Source organism: Chryseobacterium camelliae (assembly GCF_030818575.1).
GTDB lineage: Bacteria > Bacteroidota > Bacteroidia > Flavobacteriales > Weeksellaceae > Chryseobacterium > Chryseobacterium camelliae_A.
On record NZ_JAUTAL010000001.1, the window covers coordinates 1,071,719 to 1,095,734 of the forward strand.

The following is a 24,016-nucleotide window of genomic DNA, read 5'->3' on the forward strand; positions in this document are numbered from 1 at the left end:
TCAAATTGGAAATGATTATTTTATAGTTATCATCTCACTATTTAAGATTTGATTAATTCAAATTAATAATTGCGGCTTTTTGACCGCAATTATTTAATCAATATTCTATCTTAAATCATCTAAATTCAGCTCCGGATAATTTTCCTTTGCATACCACACAAATTCATCCAGTGAACCTCTAAATTTTTTAACGAAATCTATAAGTTCATCCTTAGGTTTTCTGTACGCTTTGTAAATTTTCTTAATAATAGCTTTCTGTGTGCCATTCTTCAATTTGAAGATAAACTTACCATCTGAAGAAAGCGGTTTTTTTCTATTAAGAATTTCAAAAGCAAGATAATTTCTTGCAATAAACCAATTATATAAATTTGAGTAGGCTCTTCCTCCACTAATAATAAATTTTGGTAATAATATGATTGATTTACCTGCAAAATTTGGTAAATCAGCAGATTTTTTTTCCCACTTTTTAGCAATTGCATTATAAAACTCAATCTTAACTGAAATTGTAGAAACTTTATGCCTTCTACATATTTTCAAAGTTGATTCAGCAAAAATATCTCTACAAACATTTGCGATAATATCTGACATAATATCTTGACCAATGCCTTTTACAAGTAGTAAGACAAAATGCGCTTCATTTGTAATTGCAATATTTTGTTTTGCCAATGAGTTATTTCTCAAAGCATCGTAAATTACTTCTGCTCTAACATCTGAAACTGCTTTGCCTTTGTTTCTATCGGAATATCCTAAATGATATTCATTTGGTTCGTGCAGATGAGAAAGAAATTCTATTCCCTCATTTCTTTTGTTTGGCTTAATAAAATCTCTATTGAGTTTTATTAAAAACTGATGTACTCTTTCATAGACTTTAAGAGCAACAGGATTACTATGTTTATTATTTTCAATTAAGAATGGGCAAATAAATGCCTCTAAATCTTCCCCTAAAGGAATATCTACAAAGTCTATATCTTGATTTCTTAACTTTGTAAAATAAGTATTAAATGTTTCCATTTTGTTATTTTATTAAATTGTTATTTCTCTGAACTTTTGTTCATCATCTATTTTTAATATATATATATATAACTCATACCTAATTATTTTTAAATTTTGCTTTTCACCAACAGTGGAAAAACGTCACTGATAATTTGATTTCATTCATTTTTGATAATTAGCCTTTTATATCACTTGGATCATTACCATAACTATTTTTAGCTCTGACCTGGCCATCTTTTCCATGAATAAAGAGCTCAGATTCTTAATTGATAGCAATATTCCTTGCTTTATCAATATCTTCTTTCTGTGTATTTGTAATTACGGTATTCTTTTGATTACCTGCTCCTTTTACTGCCCACTTTCCTTGATGCGGCACGACGTGTTGATTTTTTTTCATGATAGAAAATTTTAATTTATTACAATTTTACTTTCAGTAATTAAGCAAGTGCATATTATCAGATAATTCGACTATTTTAAAAAAAAATGAGTTATCTATTACACTTTCTAATCATAATACGAAATTAGAACTATACTACGCAATGATTTTGCGTACATGAAAGTTTTATGGAATTTTTTTGAAGAAAAATTCCATATTACGGTTTCACGTATATTTATTATCGAAATAAATCTTATTATTGAAACTCATATTTTTTAAAATAAAAACCCATGAAAATTATAAAATTAGATTTTGAAAATTGCTTCGGTATAGGAAAACTAAAACATGAATTTGATTTTAGTAAGGTTAATTCGTACCTTATTTATGCGCCGAACGGAACAATGAAAACTTCATTCGCTAAAACATTTGATTTGATTTCTAAGAATGACAAAAAAGATCTTCCAAAAGATGTTGTGTATAATAAGAAGTCAAAATTTGAAATATTATCAGATGACTTAGAAATAAATCCAGAGTCAATTTTTGTTATCAATGCGGAAGACAACTCGTATGATGCGACAAATAAAATAACATCATTTATAGCTCGTAAGGAACTTAAAGAAAAATATGATCAAATTTATTCTGAACTGAATACTGCTAAAGCTGAACTTTTAAAAAAGCTTAAAGCAATATCAAAGAGTACTGATTGTGAAGTTGAATACATGGGAACTTTTAGCAACGATTCTGATAAAAACTTCTTTGACGTATTATCCTCAAATGTGGATCAGCTTACTGAGGACTCAGATAAGGTTACATTTAAGTATAATACAGTATTTGATACTAAAGGAATTGTAAAAAAATTCTTAGATAAAAATGAGAACTTGTTAGATGATTATGTAGAAAACTACAATCAAATCCTTTCAAATTCCAAGTTATTTAAATTATCCGGTGATAATACTTTCGGAACCTATCAGGCAAATGAAATTATGAAATCCATAGAAGATAACTCTTACTTTGATGCCGGTCATAAATTTGTTTTGGAAGATGGAACAGAAATTACAGAATCATCACAATTAAAAGAAATATATAATGCAGAGCTTGAAAGAATTTTAGCTGATGAGAAGTTAAAAGAATCTTTTAACAAAGTCGACAAAGCTATTGGAGCAAACGTAGATCTGAGGGCATTCAAACAGGTTATTGAGCAAGATAATTCCTTATTGGTAAATTTAAAAGATTATGAAGGGTTCAAAAAGAAGGTTTGGACTAGCTTCGTGTCTGAGGTTAAGAATGATGCTGAAGCATTATCTGAAATGTACGAAGAGAAAAAGAAAGAATTAGATATTATTATCTCAGAATCTAAAAAAGAGGTAGAACTATGGAAAGATATAATTAAAAAATTTAATGATAGATTTTATGTACCATTTGAAGTAAAAATGGGGAATCTGCAAGACGTAATTTTAAAAAGAGAAACAGCTAATTTGGTGTTTATTTTTACAGATAAAAATGAAGAATCTAAACCCCAGACAAAAGAAAATTTATTAAAAATACTTAGTAAAGGTGAACAACGGGCATATTTTATTTTGCAGTTTTTGTTTGAGATAGAATCAAGAAAAAATAATTCTAAGGAAACATTGCTAATCTTTGATGACATAGCAGACTCTTTTGATTATAAAAATAAATATGCTATAATCGAATATATTATTGAACTTCATCAATCAGAAAAATTTAAATCACTCATTCTTACACATAACTTCGATTTTTATAGAACAATTGCATCACGATTAAACATGGATAAGCAAACATATATGACATCAAAAGATGAAAATCGAACGATAAATATTGTTGAAGGTTTGTATAAAAAAGATCTTTTTAAAGAGTTTTTGAAAAGTCCACATGATCCCAAAGTTTTCATAAGTCTTATCTCTTTTATTCGTAATATAATTGATTATTCAGATTCATCGGAGACAGATGACTGCATAAAACTTACAAGCTGCCTTCACGAAAAAACGAATTCAAAAGATATTACAATTGATGATGTTTTTACTATTTATAAGAATAGAATCACTAAATTGAAGGACAAGGAAGTTGATTTTGATAAAACTATTAAAATTCAGAATTTTATTTTCGATACTGCGGATTCAATAATTGAAGAAAAAAACATCAATGAAATTTTGTTGGAAAATAAAATTACTTTGGCGATTGCTAGTAGATTAAAAGCTGAACAATATATGATATCTAAGTTGCCAGAAGCAGACCTTACTAAAATAAATCATGTTCAAACAAGAGTACTGTCTAATATGTACAAGAAAAAATATCCTACAAGTCTCAACTTAGGAATTATAGACAAGGTTAACCTAATGACACCTGAAAATATACATGTAAATTCATTTATGTACGAACCATTAATAGATATGTCCGTTTATCATTTACTTAATTTATATCAGGAAACCAAAAATCTGAAATAGAAATATTTTATAATCTATTTGATAAGTGGTAAAATAAAAATACATTTGTAAATGCAGACAAGTCATAAGGGTGGATGTTATAATTATTAACTTAAACCCCATTTATTATGACAACATGTGTACAATGTGCTGGTGGGAAACCAGTGTTCGTGAGAGCTTATACTAGAATGCGCTTAGGCCGTTTAGAAAATGTAATCCAACATTGCAGATCTTTATCAGGTCAACACAGAAATTAGAAGCAGAGTTTAATTACTTTGCTTCTTTTTTTATTTAGATTTTCTTAATTCTAATAATAAGTATTGTTTCATCCGGGATTTCAGCGGGAGCCTGATCTTCATACAGCGTAATGTGCACGGTATCGCCTTCCCGTTTTTTAATTTTTTTCCTGATTTCAGATTTCACAGGAAGGAAAAGCAGGCCGCTGCCCATCGGCTGGAGATGATAACTCCTGATCTCGCAGCCGTCGACGGTTCCGCAGACCCGTACCCAGCCGAAGGGTGTATCTTTACCGGGCTCCACTTCAGGAATCCGGACGAAGGTCCAGCCTCCTTTTCCCTGGAATTTTTCAAGGACGGCTGTTTTGTCAACTAAGGTTTTTTCTTTTTCATCATTCGTGGATGCTGATACAAAAATAGAGCAGGGGATTGACAACATAATGTCAGCATGGATTCCACTTTTTTCTGCCGGTTACATCATCCTGAAAAGCACGCTGCCGGATCCGGTCACCAGGTCTAAAAATCATCAGATCAAACTTCCTTTTCCATGGATTTTTTTCACAGATAAGTATTTTGAAATAATGCTGTTTGCTAGTTAAAAAAACTTTTATAAAAGTATAATCTGGTGTTTTTTTATAAATTTCAGGTCTTGAAATAGGTTAAATTCCCCGAAAACATAACGTAAGGTTATAAATAATATAAATAATTATGTGTTTTTAGGTTTAAAATTTTTCTTATTTTTGAATATTTGTAAAATAATTGTTACTTAAATTGGTAATTTTGTATTTAATTGACTTTTATTTTAGTAAATATTAATTATTTTAAATACATTTGGTACTTAACTTTTAAACTTTTCATGAATGAAAAAACTATTATTCTTTTGCCTCTTCCTGGCAACAGGAATTGCCCAGGCGCAGGTGAACGCTTATACGTTTACCCAGACTTCGGGGACCTATACGCCCATCACGGGAGGTACCGTGCTGGCCACAGCGTCCACAGCCAATGATTTTGATTCCCAGAACTGGACGCTGCCTACCGGAACCATTCCGTTCTACTTCAATTTTAATGGTGTTTTCTATTCCGGACTGACGATCAACAGTAACGGATTTATAACCTTCGGGTCAAACCTGCCTCAAACCTTTAATACGGTTCCGCTGAGTTCCACCAACCAGTTTGCCGGAGCCGTCTCAGCATTCGGCGGTGACCTTAATGCCAGTTTTGTATCTGGTGCCATCGGCAGCGAGCTGAGGTATGAAACCGTAGGATCGGCTCCCAACAGGGTTTTTGTGATCCAGTTTAAGGAATGGAGGCCATTTTACAATTTAAGTACCACCAACATTGCTAAAATCAGCTTCCAGATCAGGCTCGAAGAAACGACCAATAAAATAACCACAGTCTACAACGATTGCGGTATCGCATTAGGTACGCTTACCAATACAGGTTCGAGACAGATAGGCCTCCGCGGATCTACCAATACTGATTTCAACAACCGGCTGAATTCAAACACGGTAAGCTTCGGCAGTTCTACCGCAGGAACCTCCAACAGTTCATCACAGGCATTCAGTTTTGCCAGTGCAACACCGGGATTACCAGCTAACGGACTTACCTATACGTGGACTCCTCCTACCTGCCTGGCTCCTTCCAGTGTAGCCCAGACAGGCGCAACATCTTCGTCTGCAGACATCCAGATCACAGCTCCGGCTCCCGTACCGGCCAATGGATATGAATATTATTATTCCACCAGCAACACGCCGCCTACCAGTACTACGGTACCTTCCAATTCTACGACTGCCTTAAACGTTTCCATCGGCGGCCTTACTGCCGGAACCACCTATTACATCTGGGTGCGCTCGCTCTGTACAACCAGCGATAAAAGCGGATGGTCTCCTATGGGTACCTTCACGACCTTATGCAATACCGTGGATACCATCATGGAAAACTTCGATTCCTACAGCACGGGATCTATCGTACCGACCTGTTGGGATAAAATACTTATCGGAGCCAATGTCACACAAAGCATCAGCTCATCAACACCTGCATCTGGAACCAGGAATATCTCCCAGTACAACAATACGGCAGGTCAGGTGAATATCGTAACACTTCCACCATTAAATACCGTAAATGCAGGTTATCAGCTGTCACTTAAAGTGCGCGCAACCCAACCGTCTGTATTAGACATCGGATATCTGACCAATCCGTTTGATGCCAGTAGTTTTGTTGTGGTGCAAACCCTCAATATAACGAATACTTCATATGGAAATGCCTCTACTATTCCTTTTCCTACTTCCGTTCCTGCCAGTGCAAGGGTGGCGGTAAGAATGCCTCCACAGGCTACCGCGGGAACCATTTATTGGGATGATGTAAGATGGGCCCCTTCGCCTTCTTGTCTGTTCCCATATTCTTTAGTAGCGTCCAATGTCACCCAGACTTCGGCCACTGTTAGCTGGACCGCACCTATTGTTGCGCCTGCAGGTGGTTACGAATATTACTATGCAGACAACAGTACAGCGCCTACCGCTACCACTGTTCCGTCCGGAATCACTACCAGTACATCGGTTTCATTGACGTTGTCATCAGCAACCACTTACAATGTATGGGTACGGTCAGTATGCAGCTCAACAGATAAGAGCGAATGGTCTCCTGCTGTTACCCTGACTACTTTATGCAACGCAGTGGCAACCATGACAGAAGGTTTTGAATCGTATTCCATAGCAGCCATTGTCCCATCTTGCTGGAACAGGCTGGTTGCCGGAAGTGCTGCCACACAGGCAATCAATTCTACAACTCCGGCATCCGGAAGCAGGAATTTATACCAGAGCAACAGTATCCCGGGACAAACCAATATTGTGATACTGCCGCCGTTCAGCACGATCAACTCAGGATATCAGCTGAGGTTTAAGGTGAGAGCAAGCCTTGCCGCCGTTCTGGAAATCGGGTACATGACGAATCCTGCGGATGAAAGTACGTTTACATTAGTGAACACATTGAATATCACGAATACATCCTATGGTCCAGACACCATTGTCCCTTTCCCGACTTCTGTTCCTGCTAATGCAAGGGTAGCTGTGAGAATGCCTGCGCAAACCACTTCACCAAACATTTATTGGGACGATGTCAACTGGGAGCCTGCCTCTCTGAGTACCTCTGATATTTCAGGCCATAAAAACGGTATCAGCCTATATCCGAATCCGTTTACAGACGTGCTGAATATCTCCGGTACAGCAGAAGCGAAAAATGTCCTTGTGGTAGACGCTTCCGGCAGAATCATCAAGAAGATTGCCCGTCCGGGTTCCGTGCTTCAACTCAGAGACCTCAACGCCGGTTTCTATACCATCATTATCGAAATGAATGACGGAACAACAAAAAGCATTAAAACCATTAAAAAGTAAATTTTTAGATTTTTTCTGAGGGTGGCCCAAAAGGCCACCCTTTTTTGTGGTATCAAAAAGATGTATTGGCTAATGTAAAAATTTTGAGCAAAAAAAATATTCCTGAAAAAAATCCTGATATCGGAAACTGCATTCCTTACGCTGATTTTCAGAACAGGTATATGCCGAATTGCGTATTTTTACAGAGCATTTGAATCTACTCCATGAGCTTTACAGCCATTTATTATCAGCCCGATCCGGATATCAGCGATTTTGTCAGCTGTTACTGGACGGTGGAAAATGCGGTGAACGGGTCTGTAGTCACTGTAGTTCCGGATGCCTATTTTGAACTGATCTTATCAAAAGAGGAGGGCCGGGAGTTTGAAGTTTCCTTAGTAGGATTGGGAACCAGGTTTGAAGCCGATATCGAAATGCCGGTCACCAGAATGTTTGGAATCAGCTTCACACTTATGGCTTCGGAATATATTTTCGGGCATCCCATTGCGGACCTTGTGGATTCTGCACAGGGTTTGCCTAAGGACTTCTGGGGGTTCTGTGAGGACGACCTGGATGATACCGTCCGCCTGATTGAAAAGGCCACCCAAAAAATCAGGCATCTGATCCCGGCGGTAACCGATACCAGGAAAAGGCAGCTGTTTAAGCTCGTGTACGAATCCAATGGTTCTGTTACGGTCTCTGAAATATCTTTAAAAACAGGCTGGAGCAGCCGGCAGATCAACCGGTATTTTAACCGCCAGTTTGGGGTTTCCCTTAAATCCTATTGTAATTTTCTGCGTTTCAGGTCTTCTTACCGCCAGCTGAAAGAGGGAAGGCTGTATCCGGAACAGAATTTCTCAGACCAGGCGCATTTCATCCGGGAAGTCAGGAAATTATCCGGCGTCTCGCCCAAAGAGCTTTCCAAGAACGAAAATGACCGATTTATTCAATTTTCAGGACGTCATCTGAAATAATTTTGCCATAACTAAAAAGATGTTATGGTTTTACAACATAAAAAAGTAGCCGTTATCGGGGCAGGCCCGGTAGGCCTTACATTCGCAAGATTATTGCAGCAATCCGGGGCAGATATCAGTGTGTATGAACGGGATAAGGATCAACATACGCGCATTAAAGGCGGTACCCTGGACATCCATCACGATTACGGCCAGCTCGCTCTGGAAAAAGCGGGGCTTTTAGACGAATTTTACAGGTATTCCAGGCCAACGGGAGAACGCTCGGTTGATCAACACGGCACCCTGCTGCTTGAAGATTATCCGGCAGAGGGCCATCTCTACGACCGGCCGGAAATAGACCGGAATGATTTGCGAAAAATGCTTCTGGAACACCTGGATCCCGGGACGGTCTGCTGGGACCGCAGATTGATTTCCCTGGAACAACAGTCCAACGGAACCTTTTTTCTGCATTTTGAAAACGGCGATACAGCCTATGCCGATCTGGTAGTAGGTGCCAACGGAGGAATGAGCAATGTCCGGAAACTGGTGACGGATGCCATTCCGCAATATACCGGAACCATTGTGATCCAGGGTGAGGTCCGGCAGCCGGATTTTCAATGCCCGGAATTTAAACTGCTGTGCGGATCCGGAAATATGGCAGCCAATGCAGAATGCATCTTTTTCTTTTCCCAGACCAAATCCGACGGAGCGTTAACCTACTACATCTCCTTCCGGAAACCTGAACACTGGATCGGGGAAAGCGGGATCAACTTTAATGACCGTCAGGAAACCATTTTGTTCCTGAGCAGCCTGTTTGTAAACTGGAATCAGGTATACCACGAGCTGTTTAAGGCAACGGATGAATACACCCTGCTGCCGATGCGGCGGCTGCATCCCGAACACTGGAAGCCTCACCATAACATCACGCTGATAGGAGATGCGGCCCATGTAATGCCTCCATTTTCGGGTATTGGAGTGAACATCGGTCTTCTGGATGCCTTGTACCTGTCTGAAAACCTTCTGGATGAATCGTTCATAAACATTGATGCAGCCATACAGGCCTATGAAGAAAAGATGTTTATCTATGCATCAAAAGCACAGGAAGATGGCGCGAAGGCAGAAGAAAGTGTACATTCCGAAAAGGAATTTGATGAAAGGCTGAGGGATAAAAGGTAGTTCTAAAAGAATACATCCGGGCAGTGAAGGAGTGACTTTGATCCTATGGAAGCCATTGGCATCAGCTCTTTTTCCGCTAATGCTTTCAGAAAGGTTTTTGGATAGTCTGTATAGAGGCCCTCACTAGGATTTTATTGTTTCTTTTTTGCTAAAAATTTGCATCATCAGAAAGTAATCACTGGTAGAGGAGAGTAGGCAAAAAGCTGCATGGGAAAGTGATTTACCACTTTTAAAATTCTATTGGATGCTAATTCCGGTTCAGCATATCTTTTTTTGTATATTTATAACAAACTAATCCAATGCTTAACGATTCAAACCGTTCTTATGTCGCTTTCTGAACTGCCATTCTATCCGGTTGAATTTTATGAAGTCCTGAAGGCCAATGATCCGGACCATTATTTTAAAGCAGTGCATGTCTATAAATTTAATGCTGGCGGCACACGCTATCTGGCTACCTTTGAGGAATATGAGCGCCATGTTTATGTCCTTCAGTTCTGTCTGGAAGAAAGTAGTGAAACTGACGATAAATTTGACCGGATTGCCAACGTAGGACCTGCCGTTGCAAAAAAGGTTCTTGTGACCTGTGCATCCATTGGGTTGTCCATTCTCAGAGAAAATCCCCTGGCATCATTCTTTTTTACCGCAAGACCAACTGCTGATAAACTGGGCAAAGAAGGCAAGGGAAGGAACAAGCGGCTTTCCGTATATCAGTACTTTGCCGTTTTTTTCTTCGATTCCGACCATTTTACTCATTCATGCTCAGACCAGCGAGGTTCCTATTTGATCCTTAATAAAAAATATGAACAGCAGGAGCCGGATGCAAAGGAAAAAATAACAGATCTGCTTGATACCAATTAAAAACCATCAGAAGAAAGATCATTCTCCTGATGATTGTATTGTTTAATTAATACCGGGTATCAATTGCCAAACACATTGTGCAGCTCATCCACAATTCCAATATATTGCTTTTTAATGGAATTGATGCTGTAGTAGTCTTCAGGCGTCCAGTCCGGCTGCCAGCTGCTGCTGCTGAAACTGTACACGTTCAGGTCTTTCATTTTTTTCACCGCATTCTCAAGGTGCTCATTAATATTTTTAATGGATGCGATATTGGTACTGATACTCTGGCCTTGCCATGTAGATGAGATATCTTTAGCCGCACTGAATTTTACCGGATACAGAACAACATCTCCCTTTTTCAATACACGCTTCTCCATATCCACTTCGAATTTTGCTGCAATTAACGGGTTTTTAGAAAATTTTGCCCCATCGCTATTGATCTGATTCAAAACCATCTGAGAAGGACCGAAAGCATAAATATCCCCGGAAGGCGTTAAGAACGGAAGTACTTTTAAAAATCCACTGAAGGCACTGTAATTATTCGGTAAAAAAGAACAGTCCTCAGTCTTGTACCATACATTGGTATATCCGGAGTTAAATTCTGTTTTTACAATATCGTTTGTAATGGATTTTTCTCCTTTATACAATACACCCAATCCCAGTTCTGCACTGCGCAGGAACTTGATTTCATTCCATTTTGTATAAATTTTCTGGGCATCTGTGCTTAGCTGGTTATAAGCGTTCTCAATAACACTTTCATCATCAAAATTATCCCTGATATATCCTGCCTGCTGGCTGAACGATGCCGCAATCTGGTTGAACGGGGACATTTTAAAATTGGAAGCGGATATTCCGCTGGCATCCAGCATATAATATGTTTTGCCCAGTGAAAGGAAATCCTGGATCATGGATTGTTTTTTCAGCAGTTCCTGTGTGGAACTCAGGTCATCTATGGCATTCAGGTATCCGGTGGCCATCCACGGGAACAGGTCCGGCCAGTTGCTGATCCATACCCCAAGCACGGTATAGTTGTCGTCCTTTTTCCCCAACTGGACTTTTTCTTTAGCAAGAGCAGCCCCTGATGGCCTCATTACCATGAGTTCGTTGTCGGGCACTAACGTTTTCAGAGCATCATTTCTTTTCAGGACATCAAGGTTGTTGTTTGCAACTTCTTTTTTAAGGTCATCAACCGGTTTCGGATCTGCCTTCTTCTCTGAGCGTTTCAAAAACTCCTCTAAGGTCAGGTCTTTTTCCTTCTTTTTAGCTTCCTCAAAGGCGGAGGTCTTTGCCAGTGCATCCAGATTAGTCAGGTTCTTTATTTCGTTTACCTTTTCGGTCACTTTCGGGTCCTTTTCCGGTGTTTTGAATTCGGGTATTTTGGGTGCATTCGCTACTGAGCTTACCGGCGGCGCTTTTTCCAACAGGCTGATTGAACTGATGTCACTGAATGCCTTGCCTTCTACCACCTGGCTCCACGCAGCAATCTGTTGCTGCACGCATCCGCCGCTTGACCAGGAAGATGTGGTCACATTCACGGTTGATTCCCTGCGGGAATTACTTCCGTCATAAGCCGCTTCTACAGTAATCGCCTTTCCGACTCCTGAATAGGTAAAGTTTCCTTTGCCACCATACTTCCAGCTGCTTTCACCTGATGAGCTGATCATTTCAAGAGACACGGTACCCATGCCTCCCCAAACTACGCCTACTACCATCCCATCACCGTGTTTTTGAAAGAAAAGCTGGACAGATTTAACCCATGCATTGACCAGGCTCACAATTTCCGGATGAGCATCCGGTGACTGCATAACGGTTAAAAGATTATCTGTTCCTAATTTTTTCATCAAAGCATTATAATTGTCCAATGCCTGCAATGCCATCTGCTTGGGATTTGCCTGAAGCGAATTAATTAAGTCCTCTGCTTTTAAATCATTGAAATTAATGTATTCTACCCCGGAAAGCATTTGTACATTATAATTAACGGCTACCTTTTTCGTCAGTTCTGCCGCTGAATTACCTGCATACACGGATAAACCTGCGTTAATACTTGCAAGCCCGGAAATACCATATGATCCCGATACACCTATAGAACCCTGGTTCAGGCGGTCTGTATAGACATAGGAGCTGCCTCCGGTCATGGTTTGTTTAACCTCTTTGTCCGGAACCATCTTGGTGATATCTCCTTTTATGACGGAGGTGAAGAAACGGCCTGTATCACTTTTTACAATGCTTCCGATCTCAACAGCGTAAAAAGGATTGATTGTTCCGTTTGTACTTTTTATATTACTCATGATTATTATTGTTATTAGTTTTAGAAAATAGATTCAATTGATTGCTTTTGCAGGGGCCTAGAGTTTGATACAGCTGATGGTTACATTACCAATGGCACCGGAGTTTTTATTGCCGCCCTCCCTGTTCGAATAATAAGATTTGTCACTGGCATCCTGGGTCCAGCTGAAGCTATTGTCTTTTTTACCCCACGGGCACTCCCATACAAATTTCCCGATCTTGGTATCCCCGTTATACAGCTCGAAGCTTCCCTGCGTGCCGGAAGAGGCGTCTGACCTTCCGCATGAGCAGATTGAGGCACTTTTGCCTGAATCCACGGTAATCTTATTGATGTCATCAGTGCTGATTTCTTTATCCTTATCACCCTCCTGATAGAATTTGCCCCATTGTAAGGTTGCATTTTTTACTTGTAAGGTCATATTTTCTGATACGATCTTAACTTCAATCCATTGTGCGTATGCCATAATTTTGTAATGTTTTAATTCCTGTTTTTGTTTTTCAGGAATGTTAATCCGTTTTTTTAAGTGGGGGCTGCTCCACTGTATGTAAATTATTTTTTTAGTCTGTGAGCGATCTTCAACGCCTAAAAGAAGCGATGATGCAGTAATCTGAATTTTTCCTTAGGCTGCCATGCTAAAGTCCCGGAATTTGCCGGGCCTGAGAGGTCTGCTATGAAAATTATCAGTTGTAATGGTTAAGGAAAGCGACTGTCGGACTTTTCAGACAGCACCTGTAAATACTATCATACAGCAGAACAGGGCTATATTGGTCCGGAATAGACAAGCAGTCGAATATTGTATGGTGAAAATAAAGGCCGGTTGCAACAGGATTACTATTGATTTCCGGAAGTTTAGTTGCTGCGGGAATTTCCTGTTGAATTGTTCTCACAGGACCCCAGATGCACCTATTGGAAATAGGGAGGCTTAAATGGGTTGTTTTCATGGGTGGTTAGTTTTTATAAATATTTCTGTAAATATAATTTTTACAGGCAAAACCATTGGTCAGTGGTGTAAGCTTTACCATTTGGTTTTGATATCATTTCGGGTGGTCAGCCCGTCTTTAAACCGTAGTTTTAAATATTCTGTATCATTATTTAGAATTGAGGTACAGCTGCATATGTCAACGGATAAAATAGCAGCTCGTTCCCTGGCTCTGATTATTGATCTTGCTATGGTGTCTTCAACCAGCAGATCGTGATGATTCAAATTTAGATATTTTTTTTGTTTATAAGATATAAACTCTTTAAAATTTTATTTTTCTTAAAAATAAAATAAAGAATATTTAATATTGCAGGCATATCAATATCAGATCTAAGGTGTCAAACCATATCAATATTGCTCTGAAGCGGCCCGGTCAGGTATTTTTCTAATTGTAGATCATGTTTCAAACCTTTTTCATCGAACAATAAGAGTTCTTATTGTTTCGGGTACAGAAATGAATTGTATGGATGCTTAAATTGCCTCTGACCACATGAAAATAGCCTTGAAATTGCAACCGCAACATTTGCTTATATAAATTTAATATCGTAATATTGCGATATTAAAATATTCATTATGGGAATTACTAAAACAGAAATTTATACGGACGGGCAGAATAAGCTGGCTTCGCTCCTTAAAGTTTTAGGGCATCCCGCCAGGATCGCCATCCTTCAGTATATTATCAGCCAGAAGGCATGTATCTGCAATGACCTTGTGGAAGAACTGGGATTGGCACAGGCTACCATATCACAGCATCTGAAGGAGCTGAAAAACCTGGGCATCATCAAAGGGTCTATTGAAGGTAAATCTGTTTGCTATTGCATTGACGAAAAAGTCTGGAAAGGGATCCAGGATGAATTCAATGTCTTTTTCAATCAGGATGTGAAGGTGAATCAATGCTGTTAAACGCTTTTTTTAAGCTTTAATATCGTTATATTGCAATATGACATATCATTAAAATATAATCAATAATCATCATCTGAATGCGTATGACATTATCACAAATCAAAGCGATTCTGCCCACCCTGGATCATGTTGAGTTCCAGCTGGAGAACGGAATGTATGTTCCGGAGCATTTCCATGTGACAGAAGTGTGCATGGTAACCAAACATTTCATAGACTGCGGAGGCAAAATCAGAACTGAAAAAGCCGTCAATTTCCAGTTGTGGAACGCTGACGATTTCGAGCACCGTCTAAAACCTGGTAAACTCCTGAACATCATTCAGCTGTCTGAACAAAAGCTGGGCATCGAAGATGCTGGGATAGAAGTGGAATACCAGACCGAGACAATCGGGAAATATGATCTGGAATTCAACGGGAAGAATTTCCTGCTGAAAAACAGGCAGACGGCCTGCCTGGCCGGGGATGCCTGCGGTATTCCTGCGGAAAAACAAAGGGTCAAATTATCAGACCTGAGTAAACCCCGCTGCAATCCGGATTCCGGTTGCTGCTAAACCCCATTCCTATGGAAATAAAGACTATTACCCAAGACCATTTTTCCGAAGTAGCGGAAATCTACAGACAGGGACTGGCTACCGGGATTGCTACCTTTCAAAACGAAGTGCCGTCGTGGGAAGAGTGGGACAGGGGCCATCTTGCCTTTTGCAGGATTGCCGTAAGCGAAAACGACAAGATTCTGGGATGGGCCGCATTAACACCGGCCTCTGGCAGATCTGTATATGCAGGAGTTGCTGAAGTAAGCATTTACATTGCAGAGGAAGAAAGAGGAAAGGGGATAGGTACTCTGCTATTGAATGAGTTGATTGGGCAGAGTGAAGCCAACGGAATATGGACGCTGCAATCCGGTATATTTTCAGAGAACAAAGGCAGCATCAGGCTGCACGAGAAATGCGGTTTCAGGCAAGTAGGCTACCGGGAGCGGATAGCAAAGAAAAACGGTATCTGGAAAGATACGGTATTCATGGAACGCAGAAGCAAAATAGTCGGGACAGACTAAACAGGTATTCAATCAAAAAAATAATCATGTATCCAGCATTATCAGAAACCATAGCACAATTACAGGACGTTAAAGAAGAACGTAAAACTGTATTGGAGCCTTTGGTCCGCTTTATACAGCAAAAACTAAACATCCGGGAGGACGTGATCCTTACTTTCATCTGCACCCATAATTCACGCAGAAGCCATTTGGCGCAGGTATGGGCACAGGCAGCAGCATCACATTACGGCATTCGCGATGTCTACTGCTACTCCGGCGGTACGGAGGAAACGGCTTTATTTCCTAAAGTCGCGGAAACATTAACCGGTCAGGGATTCAAGGTTTTTAAAATCACGTCCGCAGACAATGCTGTATATGCTATAAAGTATGCAGACAATGCTTTACCTGTCATCGGGTTTTCTAAAAAATATGACAGTCCTTTCAATCCTGTATCGGGGTTTGCCGCTGTGCTTACCTGTTCCCAGGCAGACGAAGGCTGTCCTTTTATTGCAGGAGCCCAGGAAAGGATACCGTTAACTTTTGAAGACCCTAAAAGTTCAGACCACACCCAATGGCAATCTGAAGTATACGCAGAAAGGAGCTTACAGATCGCATCGGAAATGTTCCACGTTTTTTCCTCCGTTAAAAATAACCCATGCAGCAAAGACTGAAATTTACCGACCGCTACCTGACTTTATGGATCTTCCTTGCCATTGCGGCAGGGATAGGATTGGGCTATCTCTTTCCGGAGATCTCAGGACTCGCCAACAGCCTTTCCGTAGGAACTACCAATATTCCATTGGCCGCAGGGCTGATCCTGATGATGTATCCGCCGCTGGCGAAAGTCGATTACACGCTCCTGCCGGATGTGCTAAAGGATAAAAAATCAATCGGTATATCGCTGCTGCTCAATTGGGTAGTTGGTACAATGCTCATGTTCGGGCTGGCTGTCCTGTTTTTACGGGATGAACCCGGTTATATGACAGGCCTGATATTGATTGGTCTTGCCAGATGTATCGCCATGGTCATTGTCTGGAACGATCTGGCAAAAGGCGACCACGAATATGCTGCGCTCCTGGTCGCTTTGAACAGTATCTTCCAGGTCCTTGCCTACAGTTTTTTGGTCTGGCTGTTCATTAATGTATTGCCGCGAAAATTAGGACTGACAGATTTCAATATCAGGGTGTCTGTAGAAGAGATAACCGAAAGCGTATTGATCTATTTGGGCATTCCTTTCCTGGCAGGTTTTATGAGCCGTTATTTCCTCATCAGATCAAAAGGCAGCGAATGGTACAGGAGGAGATTTATTCCCGGGATATCACCTATTACCCTGTATGCTCTGCTTTTTACCATTGTCATCATGTTCAGTATGAAAGGGAACCAGATCCTGGAATTGCCTATGGATGTGCTTAAGGTAGCCGTACCGTTAAGTATTTATTTCATACTTATGTTCTTTGTATCGTTCATGGTCAATAAATCCCTGAAGATCCCTTATGATAAGAACACATCCATATCATTTACTGCCACAGGAAATAATTTTGAATTGGCGATCGCTGTGTCCATCGCTGTTTTCGGTATTCATTCCCAGCAGGCATTTGTGGGCATCATCGGACCGCTGATCGAAGTTCCGGTGCTGATCGTATTGGTAAAGGTGAGCTTATGGTTAAAAGAAAGGTATTAATGCGGTTGAAGTATTTGATCTTAAAATGGTGCTGTTGGTACCTGACAGCCCGTCAGTTTTCAAGATAATATAAAGATTAGCATTTTTAAAGACCTTTCCATTTTTCACCATAACAGATTTCGTTACCCCTATTTAAACAGAATCTGGTCCGGTTCATTCTTCAGGCTGCCCACTGAGTAATGTAAATTCAAGTTAAAAGATTTGATTTTGAATACACTCAATTCCGGCAAAGTTTGTAGCAGAGTCATTTTCTGTTGCTGTGCTACTTTTTCATTTAAAAAAACTTTTCTATACAACATTTCCTGTTGTGCAGTTCAGTAAAAATCGCTGTAAGTCTTCACCGGGAATCTCTCTGCACTTTCAGCAAGTAAATCATCAACGGGGCGGCCGGAAATTTCCACTTTTAAATGACCTGTAGGGCCAAAGCCGATTGTGGTATTTTTTCCGTTGGTTATTTCTTCAAAAACGTGGTCACAAAATTCTTCAAGGGGCACGCCGTGACGTAACCCCGGTCCTGCTAAGGCCGTCTGCACTGCGGGCGGAATGAGTTCAACAACCTTACATTTCGTCCTGGACAATGCATGTGCCAGTGTTAGGGTATAGCTATGGAGTGCTGCCTTACAGGCACTGTAGACCGGCGCGAACACCTGGGGTATATATGCTCCGCCTGAAGTAATATTGATGATCATGCCGGGCTGATCATTTTTCAGGATGTGCGGTATCAGCAGGTCATTCAGGTGAATGGGAGCAGATAACAAAATATCTATTTCCTGCTGCCTTTCATCCCAGGGCGAATGATCCTCAGCGAGGGCAATTCTGCGTTGGATACCAGCATTGTTGATCAGTAAATTGAGATCACTGAACTGATCTTTTACGTATTTTGCCAGCAATTCGCGCTCCTCTGCCTTGCCGATATCATTAACGACAGTATGTAAGCCCGGATTTTCCAGGGCAAGTTTGTCCAGTTTCTCCCTGTTTCTTCCGGTAACCAGTACTTTGCTGCCGGATTTAAGGAACCGGATAGCCAGGCCTTTTCCAATACCGTCGCTGCCGCCGGTAATCAGAACCGATTTTTTCTTTAGATCCATAATTTGAATGGTATTTTAAGGCAAAGGTATATCGGCCGGACCAGAAAAAATGGTCATGATTTCAGTATTTCAAATTTTTTCGGCAATAGACCGTCGGTAAGACTTCGGGGTCTCACCGGTAAACCGCTTGAACCATTTGGTGAACTGTGACGGATCATAGGACAGGATATAGGCGATCTCCTTAATGGCTAAATTCTCATCGGAAAGCAGTTTCTTCGCCGTTTCCAGTATTTTCATCTGATAGATGCCGCAAGGTGTTTCCCCTGTTACCTGTTTAATGGTATTGCTTAAATGCGTAGGATGGATGCACAACAGCTCGGCAAACTTTTCGATTTCAAACATGGTTTCTTCTTTTGAATTTGTTAAATCATCAAGATGCTTCTCAATTAGGATCACAAAAGATTCCGTAATGTCAGATGGCCGGGTCATTGATTTTATGTCTGTAATGTAAAGCTAAATATACATTTTAAAGTTTAAAATACATGTTTCAGATTGATATAAATCCTGAATCAGACGTTAAAATTTCTACAGTACGAATGATCGCCGTTGATTCCTGGTCAATTAATCCATTAAAGCATATTAATCCTGTTGCAGAATTTAGTCTGCAATTTTCTCCCCCTTCTGAATGTAACTGACATCGCCAAAGGTTTCCACCGTAAACCTGCCATTTTTATAGGTTACTTTGGATACGGCTGCGTTAGCCATGAGGCCACCTGTGGTTTTCTTACCCGAACTATCCAGATCTGACAAGAATATCACCAGGGACATGCCATGCCCTACAACCAGGATATTACCACCCCCATTGTTCTGCTCTTTTTGCGCTATCTCAAGAATGGCATGCTGACCTCTTGATTTAACCTGGTCGTAATCTTCTGCTATGCCCAATGTTTCGAGGGCCTTAAAAGCGGCCATTACATTTTCGATACTTTCATGTTTCGTCTTTAGCGCTTCGAACAGCTCTGCGGATGATTTGTAATGGAGGTATAATGCTGCGTCTGTCCACATTTTTGTATTCTCGCCACCTTCATAACTGCCAAAGCAGGTCTCCCGTAAGTCGGGTACTTCATGAACGGATATATCTTGCTGCCCTTTCGTATCAAGAACCAGACGGGCTGTTTGTCGTGCACGTCCCAGATCGCTGGAATAGGCTGCTTTGAAATTGATTTTTTCACTCCTGAGCCCCTTGGCAAGATCTTTTGCTCCTTTGATTCCCTCAGGGGTTAATGGCGCATCTGCCCATCCCTGTACGCGGTCCATGGTGTTGAGGATGGTTTTTCCATGGCGTACAAAATAGAATACAACGGTATTGTCTTTAGCGGGTTTTGCAGCCTTTTGAGACTGGGCAAATAAGCAGGTGTGAAACATCATAAAAAGAAGTGTGGGAATGAACTGTAATTTTTTCATATTTTCAATAATTAGTTATAGATTGATGGTTTGCTATGAGCAATAAGGATCATGATCGGAATACTTATTCTTTGAAGGGTTTTGCATAATTTGATTCATTTAACCTCCATACAATTCAGACAGATTATATCTTAGGAATCCTATTCATTATAGTTGTGTCTGTTATCTTCATTGCTTCATTAAGAAGCGATTCAATATTATCGGATTTCAGTCAGATTCGCAAACAATAATTAGCAAAATCAATTAATATAGATTAAAACCGGTAAATCAATGCATTGGATGCAAAAATTTACTATCCATTAGGTGATGTATTGTAAAAAATTCTGTTTTTCAAGTATCGTAAGATGTAGTTGAATTTTACTCTTAAACAGCCGGGGAATGTTAATATTCCGAAAGATACAGTGATCAGGTAAATTGGGGTTGGACCAGTAATCTTTCAACAGTTTAAAGAATGGTATTGAAGGGCCTAGGCAGACTATAACCATGCATTTCAGATTTTAAAAATGAAGCTGATCATGCATATTCAAAGAAAAATTCTTTTAAAATCATTGGTGTAAAGAATAAAAAAAGACTGCCTTCCGGGGCAGTCTCTGTATCGTTTAGTATGTAAGGCTATAGTCACACCTGTGTCTTTCTGAAAAGTATTGTTTGCCTTCAAACACATCCTCATGCGGAATGTATTGATCCAGTCTGATCAGATACCTGCCTCTGGAGGCCAACGGAAAGGATGCTGTTCCGTTTTCATCAGTATTAATTCTGATATCGTGATTGTCCGGCAGGAAAACCCGCAACGGCGTATCTTTTTTTACAGGTCTGCCATCAATACTGGCAAAAACGGTTGCCAATTTGTGTTTGATTTTTACCTCTACATTTAGATACGGCATTTTAATAGGCTGTTCTGTGTTTTTGGCGATTACATAAACCGTATGCAGGTATTGAACGGGCCTGATATTGTTTTTCTGTTCGTCTCTTTCGACAACGGGCAGCTGATTGTTAACCGCATAAATATGATAGGTTCCGTCCATTTTAGGGATATAGCTGCCCAGCCAGTAATCTTTTTCCTGCCGGATAGAAATATCCGTTGTTTTACCATCCGGATCAATGACGGTCAAGGTAAAGCCTTTCATTTTGTCAAGGTCATGGCCACTTTTGATATATCTTTCTTTACTGTCACTCACTCCTCCGTACCGGATTTTTATAGCGAGCAGGTCGCCCTTTTTTCCGGAACCCTCCAGTTCCAGCCAGTATCCGTCAGCATAAACCAGATTACCGAGAAACAGGAACAAAACAAGATAAAAAAGTTTATGCATGCGGTTAAAGAGTATTTAAAATTTTAAAGCAATGCTGGCTAAATATCTGATAGGAGCCTGAGGCGTTAATCGTACAGACCATGCTCTCTCGCTTGTGATATTGTCAATCTTCAGACCCAGCCTGTATTTCGGTCGGTCATAGAAAACACTGGCATCAAACATTTTGTATGACGGGATAATTACTTTTGCGGTCTGCGTATTGGTCTGGTAAGACATGCTTCCGATATTTCCGCCGAAACCAGCGCCTAAGCCACTTAATTTTCCTTTTACAAAGCTGTAGCTTACCCAGAAATTATACATATTCTGAGGCCCTGAAGCAGCAGGGCGTAAATTCAGAACAGAAGCATCCGATTCTGTAAATTTACTGTCATTGTACGCATATCCTACAATGATATTCAGGCCCGCAACAGGATTGGCTGTAATATCCACCTCTACACCTTTGCTGTACTGAGAGCCGTCCTGGATGGAGAAATTGGCATCATCCGGATCTGTCCTCAACACATGGTCAACGTTAATGTCATAGTAACTCACGGTTCCTACAAGTTTGTGGTTGAACAGATCTGCTTTAGCTCCGAATTCCAGCTGATTTCCTCTTTGGGGAACGAAATTATTTCCATTCTTATCCACTCCGCTGATATTAAAGAACCCGTTTAAGTAGTTTCCGAAAAGTGATACTTTATCTTTCACAACTTCGTAAACCAAACCTGATTTATGAGACAGTGCCGTCTGTGTGTAAGGCCCGGCCTGCAGCCCGCTTACACTGAGTCCTCCGGCGGTCTGGCCTGTAAGGATGTTATAGACTCCTTTGTAATGGAAATTATCGACGCGGAGGCTTCCCATTATTTTCAGCCGGTCAGTAATATCAAATACATCAGAAATATAGGCCGCATATGTGTTATCGCTGCTTTTTTCTTTTCTCGGCGTACCGGTATTGGTAAGGTTGTCCAGCATATCTCTTGTCACCCTGTAGGTGCTTGGCGTATTCACAAAATCAACCACGGGTGCATTGACGGTAGTCCTGTCGAAACTGTTGAAATTGTTGTAGTAATCCAGTCCGAAAACCATTCTGTTCCGGAACTTGCCGATATAAAAATCTCCGATAAAATTCTGCTGAAGATCAGTTGCAATAAAATTGGTATTTCCTACAATCACACTCGGCTGTAATGTGGTATCAGAGCGGCCGTTCAGAGCGGTAATATAGCCGTTGATGGTAGATCTTGCCCTGGAGAATATGGTTTGGGAAGTCCATTGGGATGATATTTTATAATTCAATTGCCCGAAGATGTTCATCATCTGGGTAGAGTAGGTGATATCGTCTCCCAAAAATGTTTTGTTGTAAGGGAAATTCATATCGGCAATAGACTGGATTTTGTTGCTTTTTGTGTAAGGATTAAAACGGACTACCGAAGTTCCCTTTGCAATCCCGAATTCAACATCCACTAATAAGGCTAACCTGTCATTGATCTGATAGGAAAAGCTTGGAGCAAGGGCCAGGCTGTTTGTAAAGCCAGTATCCTGGAAACTTTTTTCAAATGTTGTCGCTCCGTTCAGCCTGAACAGTGCTGTTTTATCTGCGTTAATCGGAGTATTGGCGTCAAAAGTAAGCCTGTTGAAATTCCAGCTTCCGCCCGTATAGCTTACTTCTCCTCCTTTTCCGTTGTATGGTTTTTTAGTAACCCTGTTGTATAATCCTCCATAGCTGCTTGACACTTGTGTCCCGAAAAGGGTAGTGGAAGGGCCTTTAATAGCTTCTATCCTTTCCAGATTGGCATTGTCTAAAAATGAAAATGCGGCTCCGGCAACACCATTTCTTGCATTAGGCTCGGTTTCAAAACCCCGGGAACGAAAGGTTACCCTTCCCTGATTGGCTATCACCGGAATCCCGGCTCCGGGAACATTTTTGGAAACACTTCCCAGGTCAACGGCCATTTGCTGAGTGATCAGCTCTTTAGGGACGGTATTGTATACCTGTGGATTTTCAAGGTATTTTATAGGTAATTTTGCAACATAAGGACTTTCTTTCCTTGTGATTTTAGGTGTATTGCCCACAATTCTTACTTCCTGTAATACCTGAATATTTTCTTTGGACAGCTGGTATTTGATTGCGGTATCCTCATCCTGCTTTACTTGAACGGGGATTTGCTGCTCTTTAAGCCCCAACATCTGGATTTTAACAATATAATTCCCGGGTGTAATATCAGAAAACTTGAAATTTCCATGAATATCAGTGATGGTATTTCTATCCTGATCTACAAGTGAAACGGAAACAAGTTCCAAGGGTTCGTTATCAACTGAGGTAATGGTTCCGGAGATCGATCCGGTGTTGGTCTGTGCAATAAAAAATGAAAAGCACAAAAAAGAAATCAAAAAGATTAAACGTTTCATCATAATTTATAAAATATACATTCCTTATTCTCTTTTATGGAGAGGAATCAGTGAGACTTATATCGTTCAAAATATTTTGTGATGAGGTGGATGCTTACATGGAACTTCAATTCCTTTTGGGTTGAGTCATGAAGTGTTTTATTAAATTTATTTAGACCAATTATTAATAAGGTGCAAATGTAAATAAAAAAATGTTCCGAATCATGAATAATGTCCGGAAAATAAAAATAAAATTTTAACGGAAGGAAAATGGTTCAGCTCCGAAACAATGCTGTCTGAAAAGAATGCTTATCAGAGGAACTCAGAAAGCCTGATCAGCATGTTTTTCAATATATTTCATCATCCTTTTCAGCCAGCAAAAAAATCATAACCAATATCAGACTAATGATGGATTTTTTAAACTGTGGAATATAAAGGCAGCAAATAAAGATAAGTGTGAAAAATGGAATAGCCAAACCTGGCTGGAAAAATGCGGTCAATTATGGTCCCTTATATTTTCAGAAATAATGTTTAATCATCCATCAATTTTTTATTAAATATTAAAGCAACTTTGTTGCATTTAAAGATGC

The 24,016-nt window shown here is 40.1% G+C and carries 20 protein-coding genes and 1 pseudogene; 10 read left to right on the forward strand and 11 right to left on the reverse strand.

What is annotated here, in order from left to right; genetic code table 11:
- Positions 1-105: 105 nt before the first annotated feature.
- The gene (locus QE404_RS04880) at positions 106-1,011 is read right to left on the reverse strand and encodes a hypothetical protein (protein WP_307447247.1); all 906 of its coding nucleotides are present in this window, start codon (positions 1,009-1,011) and stop codon (positions 106-108) included.
- Between the two features lie 157 nt (positions 1,012-1,168).
- Positions 1,169-1,390 (reverse strand): annotated as a pseudogene (locus tag QE404_RS04885) (DUF2188 domain-containing protein).
- Positions 1,391-1,659: 269 nt separating this feature from the next.
- Between QE404_RS04885 and QE404_RS04890 the strand changes: the two are divergent.
- Positions 1,660-3,831, forward strand: coding sequence for a hypothetical protein (locus QE404_RS04890; RefSeq protein ID WP_307447250.1), 2,172 nt, complete (start codon positions 1,660-1,662; stop codon positions 3,829-3,831).
- Positions 3,832-4,101: 270 nt separating this feature from the next.
- On the opposite strand, the gene QE404_RS04895 is transcribed toward QE404_RS04890, so the two are convergent.
- On the reverse strand, positions 4,102-4,485 hold the full coding sequence (locus QE404_RS04895) for a DUF1905 domain-containing protein (RefSeq protein ID WP_307447253.1): 384 nt from the start codon (positions 4,483-4,485) through the stop codon (positions 4,102-4,104).
- A gap of 421 nt (positions 4,486-4,906) precedes the next feature.
- Here QE404_RS04895 and QE404_RS04900 point away from each other — a divergent pair, with 421 nt between their 5' ends.
- The 4 genes from QE404_RS04900 to QE404_RS04915 all read left to right on the forward strand — a co-directional run bounded on the left by QE404_RS04900 (position 4,907) and on the right by QE404_RS04915 (position 10,398).
- Positions 4,907-7,435 (forward strand): fibronectin type III domain-containing protein, encoded by a 2,529-nt coding sequence (locus QE404_RS04900; RefSeq protein WP_307447255.1) that lies wholly within the window; start codon positions 4,907-4,909, stop codon positions 7,433-7,435.
- Positions 7,436-7,638: 203 nt separating this feature from the next.
- Positions 7,639-8,385 (forward strand): helix-turn-helix domain-containing protein, encoded by a 747-nt coding sequence (locus QE404_RS04905; RefSeq protein WP_307447257.1) that lies wholly within the window; start codon positions 7,639-7,641, stop codon positions 8,383-8,385.
- 24 nt (positions 8,386-8,409) lie between these two features.
- Positions 8,410-9,540, forward strand: coding sequence for an FAD-dependent oxidoreductase (locus QE404_RS04910; RefSeq protein WP_307453736.1), 1,131 nt, complete (start codon positions 8,410-8,412; stop codon positions 9,538-9,540).
- Between the two features lie 324 nt (positions 9,541-9,864).
- Positions 9,865-10,398 carry a hypothetical protein gene (locus tag QE404_RS04915; protein WP_307447266.1) on the forward strand — a complete coding sequence of 178 codons (534 nt, stop codon included), beginning with the start codon at positions 9,865-9,867 and terminating at the stop codon, positions 10,396-10,398.
- A 59-nt stretch (positions 10,399-10,457) separates the two neighbouring features.
- On the opposite strand, the gene QE404_RS04920 is transcribed toward QE404_RS04915, so the two are convergent.
- From QE404_RS04920 to QE404_RS04930, 3 genes are all read right to left on the reverse strand, one after another.
- A complete protein-coding gene (locus QE404_RS04920) occupies positions 10,458-12,668 on the reverse strand; it encodes a hypothetical protein (RefSeq protein ID WP_307447269.1) in 2,211 nt (736 codons plus the stop codon).
- 57 nt (positions 12,669-12,725) lie between these two features.
- Positions 12,726-13,130 carry an aegerolysin family protein gene (locus QE404_RS04925; RefSeq protein ID WP_307447272.1) on the reverse strand — a complete coding sequence of 135 codons (405 nt, stop codon included), beginning with the start codon at positions 13,128-13,130 and terminating at the stop codon, positions 12,726-12,728.
- Positions 13,131-13,347: 217 nt separating this feature from the next.
- A complete protein-coding gene (locus QE404_RS04930; RefSeq protein ID WP_307447274.1) occupies positions 13,348-13,608 on the reverse strand; it encodes a hypothetical protein in 261 nt (86 codons plus the stop codon).
- A gap of 611 nt (positions 13,609-14,219) precedes the next feature.
- Between QE404_RS04930 and QE404_RS04935 the strand changes: the two genes are divergently transcribed.
- The 5 genes from QE404_RS04935 (at position 14,220) to arsB (ending at position 17,260) form a co-directional block, all read left to right on the forward strand.
- On the forward strand, positions 14,220-14,549 hold the full coding sequence (locus QE404_RS04935; protein ID WP_307447277.1) for an ArsR/SmtB family transcription factor: 330 nt from the start codon (positions 14,220-14,222) through the stop codon (positions 14,547-14,549).
- Between the two features lie 83 nt (positions 14,550-14,632).
- A complete protein-coding gene (locus QE404_RS04940) occupies positions 14,633-15,097 on the forward strand; it encodes a DUF6428 family protein (RefSeq protein ID WP_307447280.1) in 465 nt (154 codons plus the stop codon).
- A gap of 11 nt (positions 15,098-15,108) precedes the next feature.
- The gene (locus QE404_RS04945; RefSeq protein WP_307447283.1) at positions 15,109-15,600 is read left to right on the forward strand and encodes a GNAT family N-acetyltransferase; all 492 of its coding nucleotides are present in this window, start codon (positions 15,109-15,111) and stop codon (positions 15,598-15,600) included.
- Between the two features lie 26 nt (positions 15,601-15,626).
- Complete coding sequence (locus QE404_RS04950) at positions 15,627-16,250, forward strand: protein-tyrosine-phosphatase (RefSeq protein WP_307447285.1); 624 nt, start codon at positions 15,627-15,629, stop codon at positions 16,248-16,250.
- Positions 16,235-17,260, forward strand: a complete 1,026-nt coding sequence (gene arsB / locus QE404_RS04955; RefSeq protein WP_307447288.1) for an ACR3 family arsenite efflux transporter — start codon at positions 16,235-16,237, stop codon at positions 17,258-17,260. The genes QE404_RS04950 and arsB overlap by 16 nt, the downstream gene beginning before the upstream one ends.
- A gap of 314 nt (positions 17,261-17,574) precedes the next feature.
- Here the strand turns inward: arsB and QE404_RS04960 are convergent, their stop codons facing one another.
- The 5 genes from QE404_RS04960 to QE404_RS04980 form a co-directional block, all read right to left on the reverse strand.
- A complete protein-coding gene (locus tag QE404_RS04960; protein ID WP_307447291.1) occupies positions 17,575-18,348 on the reverse strand; it encodes an SDR family oxidoreductase in 774 nt (257 codons plus the stop codon).
- A 69-nt stretch (positions 18,349-18,417) separates the two neighbouring features.
- The gene (locus QE404_RS04965; protein WP_307447296.1) at positions 18,418-18,777 is read right to left on the reverse strand and encodes a helix-turn-helix domain-containing protein; all 360 of its coding nucleotides are present in this window, start codon (positions 18,775-18,777) and stop codon (positions 18,418-18,420) included.
- 168 nt (positions 18,778-18,945) lie between these two features.
- Positions 18,946-19,752, reverse strand: coding sequence for a histidine phosphatase family protein (locus tag QE404_RS04970; RefSeq protein WP_307447299.1), 807 nt, complete (start codon positions 19,750-19,752; stop codon positions 18,946-18,948).
- A 599-nt stretch (positions 19,753-20,351) separates the two neighbouring features.
- Entirely contained in the window at positions 20,352-21,062 is a 711-nt protein-coding gene (locus QE404_RS04975) for a hypothetical protein (protein WP_307447302.1), read from the reverse strand.
- 15 nt (positions 21,063-21,077) lie between these two features.
- Complete coding sequence (locus QE404_RS04980; RefSeq protein WP_307447304.1) at positions 21,078-23,450, reverse strand: TonB-dependent receptor; 2,373 nt, start codon at positions 23,448-23,450, stop codon at positions 21,078-21,080.
- Positions 23,451-24,016 lie beyond the last annotated feature (566 nt).